13 protein-coding genes are annotated in these 14558 nt (G+C 66.2%); 9 read left to right on the forward strand and 4 right to left on the reverse strand.

The genetic code is table 11. The features are described 5' to 3' along the window. Nucleotides 1-8: 8 nt before the first annotated feature. Entirely contained in the window at nucleotides 9-1316 is a 1308-nt protein-coding gene (locus tag CSC94_RS17585; protein WP_165784492.1) for a glycosyltransferase family 4 protein, read from the reverse strand. 166 nt (nucleotides 1317-1482) lie between these two features. On the opposite strand from CSC94_RS17585, the gene CSC94_RS17590 reads away from it, so the two are divergent. The 7 genes from CSC94_RS17590 to CSC94_RS17620 all read left to right on the forward strand — a co-directional run bounded on the left by CSC94_RS17590 (nucleotide 1483) and on the right by CSC94_RS17620 (nucleotide 9186). After that, complete coding sequence (locus CSC94_RS17590; protein WP_165784493.1) at nucleotides 1483-2289, forward strand: ABC transporter permease; 807 nt, start codon at nucleotides 1483-1485, stop codon at nucleotides 2287-2289. Then, complete coding sequence (locus tag CSC94_RS17595) at nucleotides 2279-3580, forward strand: ABC transporter ATP-binding protein (protein WP_099307687.1); 1302 nt, start codon at nucleotides 2279-2281, stop codon at nucleotides 3578-3580. Before CSC94_RS17590 ends, CSC94_RS17595 begins: the two co-directional genes overlap by 11 nt. Next, on the forward strand, nucleotides 3577-4869 hold the full coding sequence (locus tag CSC94_RS17600) for an ABC transporter ATP-binding protein (protein WP_099307688.1): 1293 nt from the start codon (nucleotides 3577-3579) through the stop codon (nucleotides 4867-4869). Before CSC94_RS17595 ends, CSC94_RS17600 begins: the two co-directional genes overlap by 4 nt. 72 nt (nucleotides 4870-4941) lie before the next feature. After that, on the forward strand, nucleotides 4942-6030 hold the full coding sequence (locus CSC94_RS17605) for an inositol-3-phosphate synthase (protein ID WP_099307689.1): 1089 nt from the start codon (nucleotides 4942-4944) through the stop codon (nucleotides 6028-6030). After that, on the forward strand, nucleotides 6023-6796 hold the full coding sequence (locus CSC94_RS17610) for an ATP-binding cassette domain-containing protein (RefSeq protein ID WP_099307690.1): 774 nt from the start codon (nucleotides 6023-6025) through the stop codon (nucleotides 6794-6796). Before CSC94_RS17605 ends, CSC94_RS17610 begins: the two co-directional genes overlap by 8 nt. Nucleotides 6797-6835: 39 nt before the next feature. Beyond that, nucleotides 6836-7987 carry an LptF/LptG family permease gene (locus tag CSC94_RS17615; RefSeq protein WP_099307691.1) on the forward strand — a complete coding sequence of 384 codons (1152 nt, stop codon included), beginning with the start codon at nucleotides 6836-6838 and terminating at the stop codon, nucleotides 7985-7987. Beyond that, nucleotides 7984-9186 (forward strand): LptF/LptG family permease, encoded by a 1203-nt coding sequence (locus tag CSC94_RS17620; RefSeq protein ID WP_099307692.1) that lies wholly within the window; start codon nucleotides 7984-7986, stop codon nucleotides 9184-9186. The genes CSC94_RS17615 and CSC94_RS17620 overlap by 4 nt, the downstream gene beginning before the upstream one ends. Before the next feature lie 43 nt (nucleotides 9187-9229). Here the strand turns inward: CSC94_RS17620 and CSC94_RS17625 are convergent, their stop codons facing one another. The 3 genes from CSC94_RS17625 to CSC94_RS17635 all read right to left on the reverse strand — a co-directional run bounded on the left by CSC94_RS17625 (nucleotide 9230) and on the right by CSC94_RS17635 (nucleotide 12155). After that, nucleotides 9230-10114 (reverse strand): ATP-dependent Clp protease adaptor ClpS, encoded by an 885-nt coding sequence (locus tag CSC94_RS17625; protein ID WP_099307693.1) that lies wholly within the window; start codon nucleotides 10112-10114, stop codon nucleotides 9230-9232. Further along, nucleotides 10101-10889: a glycosyltransferase family 32 protein gene (locus CSC94_RS17630; RefSeq protein WP_099307694.1), complete on the reverse strand. Its 789-nt coding sequence runs from the start codon at nucleotides 10887-10889 to the stop codon at nucleotides 10101-10103. The genes CSC94_RS17625 and CSC94_RS17630 overlap by 14 nt, the downstream gene beginning before the upstream one ends. Nucleotides 10890-11057: 168 nt before the next feature. Further along, a complete protein-coding gene (locus CSC94_RS17635; protein WP_099307695.1) occupies nucleotides 11058-12155 on the reverse strand; it encodes a class I SAM-dependent methyltransferase in 1098 nt (365 codons plus the stop codon). A gap of 327 nt (nucleotides 12156-12482) precedes the next feature. On the opposite strand from CSC94_RS17635, the gene CSC94_RS17640 reads away from it, so the two are divergent. Both CSC94_RS17640 and CSC94_RS17645 read left to right on the forward strand, forming a co-directional pair. Then, nucleotides 12483-13880 carry a sensor histidine kinase gene (locus CSC94_RS17640; RefSeq protein ID WP_099307696.1) on the forward strand — a complete coding sequence of 466 codons (1398 nt, stop codon included), beginning with the start codon at nucleotides 12483-12485 and terminating at the stop codon, nucleotides 13878-13880. Next, nucleotides 13873-14523, forward strand: coding sequence for a response regulator (locus tag CSC94_RS17645; RefSeq protein ID WP_099307697.1), 651 nt, complete (start codon nucleotides 13873-13875; stop codon nucleotides 14521-14523). Before CSC94_RS17640 ends, CSC94_RS17645 begins: the two co-directional genes overlap by 8 nt. The last annotated feature ends 35 nt before the right edge of the window (nucleotides 14524-14558 follow it).

Consider the following 14558-nt stretch of genomic DNA (forward strand, 5'->3'; position numbering starts at 1 on the left):
GAAACGCCCTATTGCGCGGCCTGCAGGGATGCCTTCGCCGTCCTGCCGTCCAGTTCGCCGAAGAAAGCGACGATCTGGTCGGCCGTTTGCGTCCACGGAACGGGTGCGAACTCGCGGTGGATCACGGCCTCGCGCTTTTCGATGAATCCCGGCTCGAAGAGCGCCCGTTCGATCAGGCGATAGGCCTCGTCTTCGTCGGTGGGGGGGAAGTAGTCGCAGAACCGGCCGCCGGCTTCCGGAATGGAGGTCGCATCGGAAGCGATGCAATACTTGCCATGCGCCAGGCTTTCCGACACCGGCAGCCCCCATCCCTCGCACAGGCTGGGAAAGACGGTGAACAGGCAGGCGTCGTAGGCCGCCTGGATCTGGGCGTCGGAGAGGTTTTCAACGACCCTGATCTTTCCGTCCAGCCTGCCGGTTGCCTCCAGTTCGCGCAGGAGGTCGGCGATCTGCCAGCCGAGCTTGCCGGCAAATACCAGGGCAGGAACGGCGTCGCGGCCGTGCGCCTCGATCAGGCGCTTCCAGATCCGGACCAGCGCGAGATGGTTCTTCCGGATTTCGATCGTCGAGACGAAAAGGACATAGGGCGCCTCGCAGACCGGCGCGATGCCGGCGTCGCGGCGCGGGGCAACGAGACCGTCGCCGTAGCGCACCGGGCGGATCGCCGGGATCGCCATGCCGTGTTCCGCGAGCCAGTCCTCCAGGATCACCCGGGTCGCCCGCGACGGTGTCAGGATCGCGTCGCACAGCGGCATCATCGCCGTCAGCCAGCGGGCGAAGTTCGGCGCATGCACCGGGCTGACCAGCCCCGGATGCGACACCGGCAGGATATCGTGGACGAAAAGCACGAAGCGGAAACCGTGCTGCTGCTTCAGGGCACCGAGGGCCGCGGCATAGTGCGGATTTTCCCAGGAGGCGCCGAAGTTGACGACGAGGTCGCCCGGACGGATGTCGGTGGCAAATTGTCGCGCATGCCCGCCCGGCGCGGCCGCGGATGCCCAGCGGCCGACCGTTCGTCTTGCGGCCCGCAGGGCCTGCGCAACGCGGATGCGCGCCCGCTTGGCCGGCGTGTCGCCCCTCAGCGCCCGCATGCGTGCGACGAGCGCCCGCACCTCGCGGTGGCTCACCGTGCGCACGTCGCCGGCCGAATGGCCCAGCCGGAACAGCCGGATCCGGTCGCCATGGCGGTCGAGCAGGGCAGGGATCAGTTCCATCTGGACGCGGCCGATCCCGGTCGGCGTCAGGGACCAGTCGAACATGCGCATGAAATCGTCGATTTCAATCCAAATGCGGCAATCGGGAACGGGCGGTTTCATCGGCGTCGGCGGGACCTCTTGCAGAGGTTCTCTCCTATTGGACTTCGGGTGACTAGCCAATACCATGATTTGGACTTATAGAGACGGGTATGGGCGGGAAGCGAGGCTCCGTCGGAAAGTAGTTTTGGGCCATGCCCAAGTGGCAGGCCGGGGCTTGAGGCATTTCGTGGCAGTTTGGATCAAACCGCTGCATTCTCTGTTCTCCAACAGGCAGCTTTACTGGGAACTTCTCGTCAGGGACATCCTGACGAACGTCCGCGGCAGCATGCTCGGCCTCGCCTGGGTGCTCATCACGCCGCTGGTTCTCGTGGCCATCTACACCTTCGTCTTCGGTGTCGTGCTCAAGTCGACCTGGATCGGGCAGACCGAAAGCCCGCTTGAAGTGCCGCTGATCTACTTCCTCGGTCTCGTCACCTTTTCCTTCTTCTTCGAAATCATTACCCGGTCGCCGGAATTCATCCGCTCCAACAAGACGTACGTGACGAAGATCGTCTTTCCGGTCGACATCCTGGCGTGGGTTGTCGTCGGCACGTCGGCGATGAAACTGCTCGCCAGCATTGCTTTGCTCGCGGTGTTCATGGTGCTGGTGATGGGTCATCTCCCCGCGGGCCTGCTGCTGCTGCCCGTGATCTACCTGCCGCTTCTCTTCCTGTGCACCGGGCTGGCCTGGATCCTCAACGCGATCGGCACCTATGTCCGCGACCTCTACCAGTTCCTGCTCGCCGTCGCACCGGTCTTCATGTTCGTCAGCCCGATCTTCTACTCGATCGAACAGGTGCCTAGCTCCGCCCGCGCCGTCTTCTGGTTCAACCCGCTGACCTTCGTGCTGGAAAACGCCCGGGCCGTGCTCTTTTTCGACGGACGGATCGACTGGACCGGCTACCTGACCTTCTGGGCCGGAGCCCTGTTGGTGTTCTTCGCCGGATACGCCTTTTTCCAGAAGGCCAGGCGCGGTTTTGCCGATGTCATCTGACGTCGAACTGTCGGTCCGTGGCCTCGGCAAGGTGTACGACCTTCATGACAGCCCCTGGAAGGCCCTGCTGTCGTCGCTGTTCGGCTGGCACGCCGCCACCCGCAAGGCTGCGCTGGAGGACGTCAATCTCGATGCCCGCCCCGGCGATGTCATCGGCATCGTCGGCGCCAACGGCGCCGGCAAGTCGACGTTGCTCGAAATCATCGCCGGGACGCGAACCCCCACCTCCGGTTCGGTGACCGTCCGGGGGCGCGTGGCAGCCTTGCTCGAACTGGGGGCCGGCTTCAATCCGGACTTTTCCGGACTGGAGAACGCCAGGCTGAGTGCCGTCGCCTACGGCCTCACCCCCGCCCAGTTCAGGGAACGCTGGCCGGCCATCGTGGCGTTCGCCGGAATCGGGGATTTCATCCGCCGGCCGACCCGCGAATATTCCAGCGGCATGTTTGCGCGCCTGGCTTTCGCGGTCTGTGCCCACGTCGATGCCGACATCCTGATCATCGACGAGATACTGGGCGTCGGCGATGTCCAGTTCCAGCAGAAATCCATGCGCTTCCTGCGCGAGGCCGCCGCCGACAAGATCATCCTCTACGTCTCGCACAACCAGACCGCCGTCACCGCGCTCTGCAACCGGGCAATCTGGATCGACGACGGGCGCGTCGTGAAGAGCGGCGCGCCGAAGGCGGTCGTCCATGCCTATCACCGGGCGACGGCACGCGGCACCGGCGCCGCCGGCACGTTCAGCGAACTGGGCGACCTGGTGACGGGGGACGACGCGGCGCGGGTCTTCGGCGAAGCCGGGCAGGAGGCAGCGGGTGCGCTGCCCCTGGTCGATTTCGGCACTGCGGACATTGACGACGATGGCACCCTGGTGATCGAGGCCGGGCTGGCCGTCAACGGCAAGCCGGCCTCCTCCTTTCACGGCGGAGAACCGGTCACGCTCTCGATCGCCTGGACGGGAGGGCCGTCCGAGGCGCTGGTGGCCTTTGTCGTTCGCGACCCTCTCGGGCAGGTGCTGTTTTACCGGGACACCGGGGGCATCGAAGCGACGAAAGGCGTGAAGCCCGCCGGAAGCGGCCAGGTCCGGTTCGACTTCGTCCTGCCCTACCTGGCATCCGGCGCCTATGCGATCGACGCCGCGGTGGCGGATGCCGGCACCGGCCCGGCGCGCATCATGGGCCGCAAGGAATTCGCCGCCAGCTTCCAGGTCTCGTCGCGCCATATTTCCGCCGGCCTGGCAAACCTTGCCATGCGCGCAGCCGAAATCGCCGTCGTGGAAGGCAGCGAACCATGACCGCCCGCAATGCCATTGTCGCGCGGGGGATCACCAAGACCTTCAGCCGCAGCTCCAACCAGGTCGCGAAACTGTGGCATGTCCTGTCCGGCGGCCGCAGCAGGAACGCGTTCCGTGCGCTGGACGGTATCGATCTGGAGGTGCCTTTCGGCGAAGCCGTGGGCATCATCGGCCGTAACGGCTCGGGCAAGTCCACGCTCCTGCAGATCCTCTACGGCACCATGGAACCGTCCGCCGGGACGGTGGAACTGAACGGGCGCACCAGCGCGATGCTCGAACTGGGCGCCGGGTTCAACCCCGCCTTCAGCGGCCGCGAAAACGCGCGCCTGTCGGCCGCGGTCCACGGTCTGGCCGCTGACGAGATCGACAACCGGATGGAGGACATCGAGCGGTTCGCCGACATCGGCATCTACTTCGACCGCCCGTTGCAGGAATATTCCAGCGGCATGTTTGCGCGCCTCGCCTTCGCCGTGTCGTCCCACGTCGACGCCTCGATCCTGATCGTCGACGAGATCCTCGGTGTCGGCGACAACGCGTTCCAGAAGAAATGCCACGCCTTCATGCAGGGCTTCGTCGACAGCGGCAACACCATCGTCTTCGTGTCCCACGATCCCGCCGCCGTCATGTCGCTGTGCCGGCGCGCCGTCTGGCTGGAGAACGGGCGCAAGGCGGCCGAGGGCGATTCCTCGCAGGTGACGAAAGCCTATGTCGATGCGCTGTACGGTCTGGATGGCAGCGGCGGCGACGGCCAACCCGCCGGCGCACCGGTCGAGATGCCGGCGGAAGACTGGCAGTGGCAGAAGTCCTGCGAGATCGAGGTCAGTCCCTTCCGTCCGGAATCCCCCTCGCACGGCTTTGGCGGCTGCGTGATCGAGGACTGCTGTTTCACCGGTGAGGACGGCGGGCGGCTCGGCCGTCTCGTGGCCGGCATGCAGGTCACGCTCATTATCCGCGCCAGGGTCGCGCGGCGCGTCGACAGCCCGATCTTCGGCTTCATGTTCCGCGACGAAAACGGCCAGAACCTCTTTGGCGACAACACTTACCTCGCCTACAAGGACGAGCCCGTCAGTGCCGGCGCGGGGACGGTCCTGGAAGGCCGGATGCAGTTCACCATGCCCTATCTGCCGGTCGGTCGCTATTCGCTTGCGCCGTCGGTGATTGAGGGTACACAAAGCAATCACATTCATCTTGACTGGCGCGAGGAGGCCGTCTTTCTGGATGTGGTGAGGTCGCCCGTGACGGCAGGATGCCTGGGCCTGGTCATGCAGAAAATCGAGGTGGACTGCTGACCGGTGCCTGGCGGATGCTGGGCGGGAAAACGCGAGGCGGACAGGGGATCTGTCCGGGTGCAAGAGGGGAAGATGATCAGGACTGCGGTTTTTGGAATCGGCAATTGTGCCAGCTCGCTCGTTCAGGGGATCAGCAGCGTGCGCCGGCGCGGGACCGACACGCCGGGCATCATGTTCGAGAAGCTTGGCGGATACGGTCCGGAAGACATCGAGATCGTGGCGGCATTCGACATCGACCGGCGAAAGGTCGGACAGCCGCTCAACGAGGCCATCTTCGCGGCGCCGAACAACACGCTTGTCTTCGAGGACCAGCCGCTTTTCGCCGATGTCACCGTTTCAGCCGGACAGATCCTCGACGGCATTGCCGACACGATGCTCGGTGCCGATCCGGACCTGTGTTTCGAACCCATCGAAAGCGGCGAGGCAAGCCGGGAGGACATTATCCGGCAGCTGAAGGAAAGCGGTGCGGAGGTCGCGATCAACTTTCTCCCGGTGGGTTCCCAGCAGGCGACGGAATTCTATGCCGGCTGCGCACTCGAGGCCGGGCTCGCCTTCGTCAACGCCATCCCGGTGCTGATCGCCAGCAACGACGAATGGAGCGGGCGTTTCAGGGCGGCCGGCCTGCCGGTGCTCGGCGATGACATCAAGGCACAGGTTGGCGCGACCATCGTGCACCGCGCGCTGGTGTCGCTGTTCAAGAAGCGCGGCGCGGACCTGGAACGCTCCTACCAGCTCAATGTCGGCGGCAACAGCGACTTCCTGAACATGATGAGCGCGGGACGGCTGACCACGAAGCGCAAGTCGAAGACGGAATCGGTGCAGAGCGTGACGCGCGAACGGCTGGCCGACAACGATCTGCGGGTCGGCCCGTCCGACTATGTCGCCTGGCTGAACGATCGCAAGGTCGCCTTCATCCGGCTGGAAGGGCTCCTGTTCGGCGGCGCGCCGATCAACGTCGAGGTCCGCCTCGACGTGGAGGATTCCCCCAATGCCGCGGCGCTGGCCATTACCGCGATCCGCGCGGCCAGGATCGCCCTCGACCGGGGCGATTGCGGCGCCCTGCCGGATCTCTGCGCCTACCTGTTCAAGCATCCGCCGGTCCAGATGGACGACGGCGTGGCGATGGACAGCCTGTTGGCCTACACGGAAAACGATGGCTGAACCCGGGCCGCAAGAGGTACTCCTGGGCCGCGGCCTGCGCAGGGTCTACGGCCAGCGCGACATCCTGTTCGATGTCGACGTGGCCGTGGAACGCGGAAAGGTGACCGGCCTGCTCGGGCCTTCCGGTTCCGGCAAGTCGACGATCTTCAGGATCCTCTGTGGCGTCGAGCGCCCGGACAGCGGCGCTGTCACCATGGGCAAGCGCGACATCACGCGCCTGGGCATCGATGCGCGTGCCCGGCTCGGCATCGGCTACATCCCGCAGTTTCCAGAGCTCTTCATGCAACTGACGGTCCGCGACAACCTGCAGATCGCGCTGGAAGGCCGCCGTCTCGACCGCGACCGGGCGGCAGCCGTCATGGGCCGGATCAGCAAGGCCTTTTCCCTGCAGCCGATGCTGGGCAACCCGGTCGCCACCCTGTCCGGCGGCCAGCGGAAGCTGGCGGAGATCGCCTTCGCCATGTGCTCCTTTCCGCGCTTCCTGCTGCTCGACGAACCGTTCGCGCGTCTTGATCCGATCAACGTCGCCCGGGTTTCGGCGATCCTGCGGGGCCTGGCGCGATCCGGCATCGGCATCCTGCTGTCGGACCATTCGGCGCGCGATGCGCTTGCCCTTTGCAGCACCGCCAGTATTATCCAGCACGGCGTCGTCATTGCCTCGGGAACGCCAGCGGCAGTCTCGCGCGATCCGCAGGTCCAGGCCATTTTCCTCGGGCCGGGTTTTGGCGGTCAGGCAGTCGCTGGAGCCGGTTCCGGGCACTCTTGAGTCGTTTCTGACGCACTCCGGACACGGCAAGGGGGAGCTGTGACTTACCTTGTGAACGCCATTCGCCGCACGGGTCTCATCTTCCTCGGCCTGTTCGCCGGACTGCTGCTGATCTTCGCCATCGAGCGCGCCGAGTACATCATCCAGCGATCGATCGCCTACGATGTTTCGCCGCTCGTTTTCGTCAAGCTCTTCGTCTTCTACGTCCCGCGGGTGATGAGCTACATCGTTCCGGTGTCGGTGGTGACGGCGGTTTATTTCGTGGTCCTTTCCTGCCGCGAGAACCGCGAGTTTCTCGCCCTCGAAGCGGCGGGAAGCAGCCTGAAGCCGATCACGCGCCTGACGCTGCTGCTGGCCGGCGGCGCGTTTCTCGTCAACCTGCTGATCACCGGCTACATCATGCCGGGGGCCGCCCATGCCTATCGCGCCGAGACCTACAAGGCGCGCGCCGCGTTCGCCGCGGGCGGTCCTAGATCCGGCGAGTTCATGACGGACGGCGGCAACGTGTTCCAGGCCTCTAGACCGGACGCACGGGGCAACCGGACGCTGCGTGTTTTCCAGTTTGGCGAGGACGACGCCCTCGACAAGATCGTCGTGTCCAGTTGCGCCAGGCTGGTGGTTGGCCAGGGCGGCATGCTGTCGAACATGTGTGCCGCCAATGCCTATCTCTTCAACGGCGCCCCCTTCGCCCCGGCGCCGGCAGAAGGAAGTTCCACGGCCGGCAGCGACGGAACCGTGACGACGCTTCAGGCAAGCGAATCGAGCGTCTTTTTCTCGCTCAACAGCATCGTCCCGGCGCTTCTGACCGAACGGCTCAACGAACGCCCGCTGACCCGTCTCTTCGCGCTCGATCGCAAGGGGGAATTCGCCTCCGCCGCCGATGCGCGCAAGGGGATCATCGATCTCTCGTCGGCGTTCAGCAGCGCGATTGCCGTGGTTCTCGGCGTCGTGGCCGTCGCGCTGACTTCGTCGCGCAGCCGGTTCTTCGTCCTGCCCGGCGCCGTCGCCGCCACCATGCTGATCAACATGACCGCCGTCTCCGGCATCCTGGTGCCGCAGGACGTCATCCCGGGAAAAACAGGCGTCCTTGTCGTTCTCGCCTCGATGCTGCTCGGCCTCGGGTTGGCCGTTCATGCCATCTTCCGGCTCTTGCACAATCGCTTGCTCGTACCGGGCCTGAGGCGCACATGAGGCGGACGCCGGTACCGAGAACCGTCTTCCCGGGACAGCCGAAATGGCTGCAGCATTTCCCGAGGACCTATACCGGGTACATGGTGCGCCACCATGCCTGGTTCATCCTGGTCTGCTTCGTCGGCATCGTGGCGACGGTGACCGCGATCGACGTGGCGCCGGAGATCAGCCGCGTCTGGCAGGAACAGTCGCAGCAGGGCACCCGGGCGGGGGTGTCCCGCACCTTGCTGTTCATCGTGCTCCGGCTGCTCGACAACGGCACCCAGTCCTTCCCGATCAGTTTCGTCCTCGGGATGCTCTGGGGCGAGGTCGCCCACGCCTGGAATGGCCGCCTTGCCATGATCCGCACCTCCGGCATGCCCTTCCTGCGCCGCACCTATCCGGTCCTGCTGATCGCGGCGGCCAGCGTTCCGGTCCTCTTCACGCTCGACAATTTCGTCCGTCCCGCGGCTTTCATGACGCAGAGCCGGCAGGGGCTGGGCGAATACGGCTGGAGCTTCGAGAAGAAGCGCACCGAGCGCACGCTCTGGATCGCGCGCGGAGACACCGTCGTGCACGGCACGCTGAACTATGACCCGCGGCCCCATTTCCAGGATGTCATGCTGTTCTATTTCACCGACCGCGGCTCGATGACGGGTATCGCCCATGCCGCGCGCCTGGAGCCCTCCGCCGATCCGGCCGGCGAATGGATCCTGAAACAGGCCGATGTCCGCTCGGTCGCCGCCTCGGCCGGGCAGGCGGGGGAAGGGTCGGCCGCCTCGGCCGTCGAGCATTTCGTGAGCCACCCGTCCGGCATCAGGATCAGCCGGCTCTGGCTCGACTACCTGCGGATCCATCCGAAATACATCCCCTTCGGCGATCTCGTCCGCCTGTCCGGCGACACGGCATTGCCGGACGATCATCCGGCCTACCGCGAATGGCTGATGATCCGCCTGTTCCAGTCGCTGGCGCCGGCGCTGATCGTGCTGTCGCTGAGCGCCATCTTCGCGCTCCTGCTGGACCGGTACGGCCTGCTGCGGGCCACGGTCGCCTCGTTGTTCGCCGCCTATGCCCTCTACTCGGTCACCCGCATATCGGCGGTCATCATCGAGAATTCCCCGGCCTCGCCCTTCCTCGTCACCATGGCGTTTCCGCTGCTCTGTACCGGCCTGTTCGTGGCGCTGCTGGCTGCGGTTTCGCGCGCGGACGAGATCCCCTGACCGCTCTCTGCCTGCGGCGCCGCCAGCCCCGGCGCGGGGTCGCTTACCAGTCCGCCTTGAAATGGGCGATGGCCGCGGCATCGTTCTCGCCGGACTTGTTCACCCCGCCCGACAGGGACCCGAACAGCGCGGCAAGCGATTCGACCGGGAACGAGCGCGCCGGCGGGATCCTGCGCGCGACGTTCCGTCGGGCGAGGTGACCCGATATCCAGATGTCGTCCGCCCACCGCACCGCGTCGCTGGCGTGTGAAAAGTCGTGCACCTGGCCGTCGAACATGGCGGCGGTCACCGCGTAGCCCCAGGTACCGAACAGCACGTCCACGTCGCGCGGTTCGCCGACCGCGCTGGCAAAGACGTGATGCAGGTCGACGTAGCGGGTGGCCGGCACCAGCGTCACGCCGCGGTAGCCCCACGCAACGTCCGGCGCGCGCCGGTGCGCCGCCTTGAGCGTCGCGACGAAATCGCGCGGATAGACCACGTCGTCATCGACGACGATGATCAGCGCGTCGGGTTCCGCCGACAGCGTCGGCAGCAGCTTGGTGGCCGGCCCGACGTCGTCGCAGCGGTTGATGTCGACGCCGGGCGGCAGGCCGAGAGCCCCGGGGTCGGGGTAGGCGTCCCGTGTCCTGCCGGAGACGCCGGGATAGTTGAGCACGATCCGGTCCGCGGGCTCGCTCTGATCGAGGAGGCTGCGCAGGGTCGGCAGGATGTGGCCGAGACGGACCGGGATCGTCGTCAGCGAGATGACGACGCGGAGGCCGGGCCCGGACGTGTCCGCTGCAGTGACCGGCGCCGCGCTGCCGGCGGCCTTGCCCCGGTGCAGGCGGAGAACTCGCCAGTACTGGCGCACCACATCGGAAAGCCGCAGGTTGCCGAATCGCTCGCCGGCGCGCTTCAGGTCCCGGATCAGCCAGTCAGTGAGTGCCATCGGCCGCTTCATCCTGCAGGAATTCGGACTGGCTTCTGGTCAGGGTCGTCACGAACGGATTGACCAGCCGATTGCGTTCGATCCACCGCCGGGAGAGCGGCTGTGATCCGGCCCTGTCCTTCCAGGACCCCATCGTCCAGTGCCGCGCGTGCATGGCGCGGTTGATCGGCCATGCCGCCGGGTAGTGGAGCGGCGCCATCAGCACGACGGGCCGGGCGACCCGCAGGTCCGGGTAGGCGGTTTCGTAGAAGAGACGCGTCAGCATGCGAGGACCGGTGATATCCTCGATATCCGCCACCGCCACGCTGTCCCGTTCCGAAAGGAGGGCAAAGGCCCGGTCGAGCGCTGCCCGCAGGAAAGGGTGGCGCGGCACCGCGCCGAAGATGCAGTTGGCGATCTGGTACGGCCGCGCGTAGCCCAGCTCCTGCCGCCGCCGTTCGGTCACGATGGCCTCGACGGCAAGCAGGCAGCCCGGCTCGAACAGGGCTTCCGGCAATCCCTTCAGGCATTCCATGTCGAGGTCGGCGTAGTATCCGCCATCGCGCCAAACCACGGCGTAGCGGTAGATGTCGGCCTTCATCACCGGGAAAGGCAGGCGGTCGTAGGCGTCGATCTTCCCGGGAATGACATCGTGGACGATGTCCCGGGCCGCGGCATCGTCGTGGATGCGGCACTCCATGCCGGGATTGTGTCGCACCCAGCTGTCCCGGTAGGCCGCCAGCGGGCCTGGAAGCTCGCTGGTTTTCCAGGTCTGTGACAGGATGCGCGGGATCATCGCAAGGTCTTCAACGGTGGCGGGCCGCGCAATGGGCGGTTGATCGTTGCTGGCTACCCGGAACGGCGCGACTTCACAAGCAAAACCCGATCGCGGAGCCTGTCTCTTTCGCAAAGGCAGGGCGGTGGACACAGCTCAACCGTTGGTGACGGGCAATCCGCCATGGCGTCAGGACCGCAGGCGCAGCGCCAGGCGGCGGCCGGCATAGGCGATGGCACTGACGAGCGTCATCGCCAGGGAAGCGAGACGGCCAGGCCATCCTGCCTGTCCCTGCTCCATGATCCGGGGATTGCGGATCATCCGGACGGTCCTGCTGAATCCGCGGTTGTCGGTCTCAAGACTTGAGTTCCGCGGGTCTTCGCTGTCGATGAGATGCAGCGCGGCGCCGCTGAGCACGATGTTCCAGGGCCGGATATCGCCGTGGATGCGCGCCGGGTCGTGGTTGGAAATGAGCCGCCGTTCCAGGGCGTCGACGATGCTTTCACGCTCCGGCAGCTGGCCCCCCATGAGCAGGAACGTCCGGAGGTTGAGACCGGGGATGAAGGGGCGGACTTGCTGCCGCTTCAGGTCCTCTTTGTCCGAGCTTGCCCAGTCCGACCGGATGCGAATGTGGTCGATCTCTGCCGGCGCGGCACGGTCTTCGACATGGTAATACGGCCGGCGCAGGCTTTTCGTCCGGCCAGTGCGGTCGAAGACATAGAGAAATCCCGGTTCGGCACTGGTATGGCGGGCGGTCCGGTAGATGTCGGGCGAGCCGCCGGCGGCATCGAGCTGCGCTTTTAGCCGGGCCGTGGTCTGCGGGTTGCAAGCGCCCTCGTCCGCCGGAGACGGAACTTCGATCACCACCAGGCTGCCCAGGTCGAGCAGCGATTCGATGACACCGGTTATGTCTTCCAGGTGGTGCGCCACGTTGAGTGCCAGCACGACGTCGAAGTGCTCGCACTCGGCGAGGCGGGCGATCTTCTCGTTGGTGAGCTTGTGCCGCAGAAAGCAGAACCGGTCGCGCGAGGCGGCTTTTTTCAGCCGCGCCACCAGCGAGCGCTGCTTGCGCCAGTCGCCTTCGAGGAGGACGGCCACGCTGTCGAACTCGTCCAGCGTGCGCAGGGCGAAATAGCCCTGGTCGCATCCCAGGTCGATCAGTGAAAACCGCCGCTTGAACCGGCGGAGGTACGGCTCCAGGACGGCGTACCGGTCCGGACATGACGGGTTGAGCCCTGCCGCCAGTATCTCGCCATCCTGGTAGATGTCCTGGTAGGGTTCAGACATGGGAGAGGGCTTTCCGCGAAGACGTCCCGACGGTGAGGGCAGGCTTGTGCAAGGTCAACAGGATCTCCCGCAAATCCGGACCCCTTGGGTTTTCTGATACGCACGCCGTGAGCACAAGCAAAATCGTCTTCGCGCCGGAAATCGGCGAAAGACCGGCGAGGCACGCGGCAAGCTCTCCCATTCACGCGATGGCGGACGCGGACCAGGCGGCTTGATTGCAAGGCCGGGAACTCATTTCCGACCTTGGTCGGGCGGCGCATGGGCCTCGGTCCGTTGTAACAGTGGCACCGTCTGGCATAGCTTGGCGCACCGAACTGGAAACGGAGCATGCTGGACACATTTCGCCGCAGGGCAGAGACCTGGAGCCTGAACAAGCGGTTCCTGATCATCGGCGGGCTGGTCATCCTGCTGTCGATGACACTGGTCGGCTCGTGGATCACCAGCCGGATCGCCGGCAACGCGGTTGCCGGGGCGGGATCGGCGACGGCGCTCTTCATGGACAGCTTCATCACGCCGCTGGCCCAGGAGCTGGATACCGCCGACGTGCTGTCCATCGGCCCGATCCGTGCTCTCGATGAACTCATCGCCTCGCCCAGCCTGCAGGGACGTGTCGTCTCCATCCGCATCTGGAAGCCCGGCGCCATCCTCGCCTATTCCAGCGACGAGACCGGCCTGGGCCGCAAGGCGGAGCCGCGCGAGGACATGCTGCGCGCCTTCGATGGCACCGTCGCCGCCACGCTGGTCGATTCGATCCACGATGGTCCTGCCAGGATACCCGCAGGACAGCCCCTGCTGGAGGTCTACAGTCCCATTCGGGCCAACTGGACCGGCAAGATCATTGCCGTCGCCGAGGTCTACGAGGCGGCCACCCGGCTCCAGGCCGGCATCCGGCGGACGATCATGGAGGGCTGGATCGCCGTCCTGGCGGTAACCGCGGCGATCGGGGCGAGCCTGTTCGGCATTGTCGCCAACGGCAGCCGCACGATCGAGCGGCAGCGCGCGGCGCTCCAGGAGAAGGTGGAGCAGGGGCAATCCATGCTCGCCGAGATCGACCGGCTGCGCCAGCGCTCCATGCGCGCCTCGGGCAAGGTCTCCGATATCCTCGAAGCGCGCATGCGGCAGGTCAGCGCAGACCTGCACGACGGACCCGCGCAACTGCTGGGCCTTGTCGCCCTGCGCCTCGATTCGCTAGCGACGCTGGACGATCCGCAGGCCCGCCGGGCCGAGATCGCGGTGATGGAAGGCGCGCTGGCGGAGGCGCTGCAGGAAATCCGCCACGTCTGCCGCGGTCTGTCCCTGCCCGATCTCCAGGCCGTTCAGCTAAATGACATTCCCGACCAGATAATCTCCCTCCATGAACGCAGAACGGGGGTTGTCGTGGAAAAGGACATAGCAGTGGCGTCCCGCCCGGTACCCCACGCCGTCAAGACCTGCCTCTACCGGTTCATCCAGGAAGGGCTGAACAACGCCCACCGCCACGCCCCGGGCGCGGCGGTTCGCGTCACCTGCCGTCTGGCGGGCGACCGGCTGGAAGCGAGGATCGCCAATGGCGCGACCCGCGACCTGCCTCCGGCTCCGCCAAGGGAGTCGACCGGGCTTGGCCTGACCGGCCTCAAGGAGCGCATCGAGAGCCTCGGCGGGCAGTTCGGTTTCGAACTGGCCGGACAGGGCGCCGCCGTGCTGACGATGGACCTGGACCTTTCGGGAGAAGCCTTCCATGCCTGATGCGGTACACGTGGTCGTGGCGGATGATCACCCGCTCTATCGGGCCGGGGTCGTGCGCACCCTGACCGAAGCCCCGGATTTCACCGTCGTCGGCGAGGCCGGCAGTGCAGATGCGGCTGTCGAGCTGGTCGGCCGGCAGCGCCCCGCCGTGGTGCTGCTCGACATTTCCATGCCCGGGGGCGGAATTGCCGCCGCGGCACGCATCGCCGATGCCAGTCCGGACACGGCCATCGTCATGCTCACGGCCTCCGAGGAGGAAAGCGACATTCTCGATGCCCTGGCCGCGGGCGCCCGGGGATACGCCCTCAAGGGCGCCGGTGCGCAGGACCTGCTGCAGATCCTGCGGACGGTCGCGGACGGCGGATCCTATGTCTCGCCGTCGCTGGCCGGCCGCATGCTCCTGACCATGCGCAGGGATGCCGCGAAGCCCGCCAGCCAGGACGGCCTCGCCGGGCTGAGCGAGCGCGAGAGGCAGATCCTCGACCTGGTGTCCAGGGCCATGAGCAACAAGGAAATCGGGCGGGCGCTGGATCTCCAGGAAAAGACCGTCAAGCATTACATGACGGGGATCCTGCAGAAGCTGCAGGTGCGCAATCGCACCGAGGCGGCCCTCGTGGCGACGCGCGCACGCGACGGCCAATGACGGTTCACGCCCTGCGGCCTGCTGCCGCGAAACGG

The organism is Zhengella mangrovi, from assembly GCF_002727065.1.
Lineage (GTDB): Bacteria > Pseudomonadota > Alphaproteobacteria > Rhizobiales > Rhizobiaceae > Zhengella > Zhengella mangrovi.

What these genes read in the sequence shown, in the direction of transcription:
- CSC94_RS17630 (WP_099307694.1), bottom strand. Translation starts at nt 10,889, where the DNA reads ATGATCCCGCGCATCCTGTCACAGACCTGGAAAACCAGCGAGCTTCCA.
- CSC94_RS17585 (WP_165784492.1), bottom strand. Translation starts at nt 1,316, where the DNA reads ATGAAACCGCCCGTTCCCGATTGCCGCATTTGGATTGAAATCGACGAT.
- CSC94_RS17620 (WP_099307692.1), top strand. Translation starts at nt 7,984, where the DNA reads ATGAGGCGGACGCCGGTACCGAGAACCGTCTTCCCGGGACAGCCGAAA.
- CSC94_RS17605 (WP_099307689.1), top strand. Translation starts at nt 4,942, where the DNA reads ATGATCAGGACTGCGGTTTTTGGAATCGGCAATTGTGCCAGCTCGCTC.
- CSC94_RS17600 (WP_099307688.1), top strand. Translation starts at nt 3,577, where the DNA reads ATGACCGCCCGCAATGCCATTGTCGCGCGGGGGATCACCAAGACCTTC.
- CSC94_RS17640 (WP_099307696.1), top strand. Translation starts at nt 12,483, where the DNA reads ATGCTGGACACATTTCGCCGCAGGGCAGAGACCTGGAGCCTGAACAAG.
- CSC94_RS17645 (WP_099307697.1), top strand. Translation starts at nt 13,873, where the DNA reads ATGCCTGATGCGGTACACGTGGTCGTGGCGGATGATCACCCGCTCTAT.
- CSC94_RS17595 (WP_099307687.1), top strand. Translation starts at nt 2,279, where the DNA reads ATGTCATCTGACGTCGAACTGTCGGTCCGTGGCCTCGGCAAGGTGTAC.
- CSC94_RS17635 (WP_099307695.1), bottom strand. Translation starts at nt 12,155, where the DNA reads ATGTCTGAACCCTACCAGGACATCTACCAGGATGGCGAGATACTGGCG.
- CSC94_RS17610 (WP_099307690.1), top strand. Translation starts at nt 6,023, where the DNA reads ATGGCTGAACCCGGGCCGCAAGAGGTACTCCTGGGCCGCGGCCTGCGC.
- CSC94_RS17625 (WP_099307693.1), bottom strand. Translation starts at nt 10,114, where the DNA reads ATGGCACTCACTGACTGGCTGATCCGGGACCTGAAGCGCGCCGGCGAG.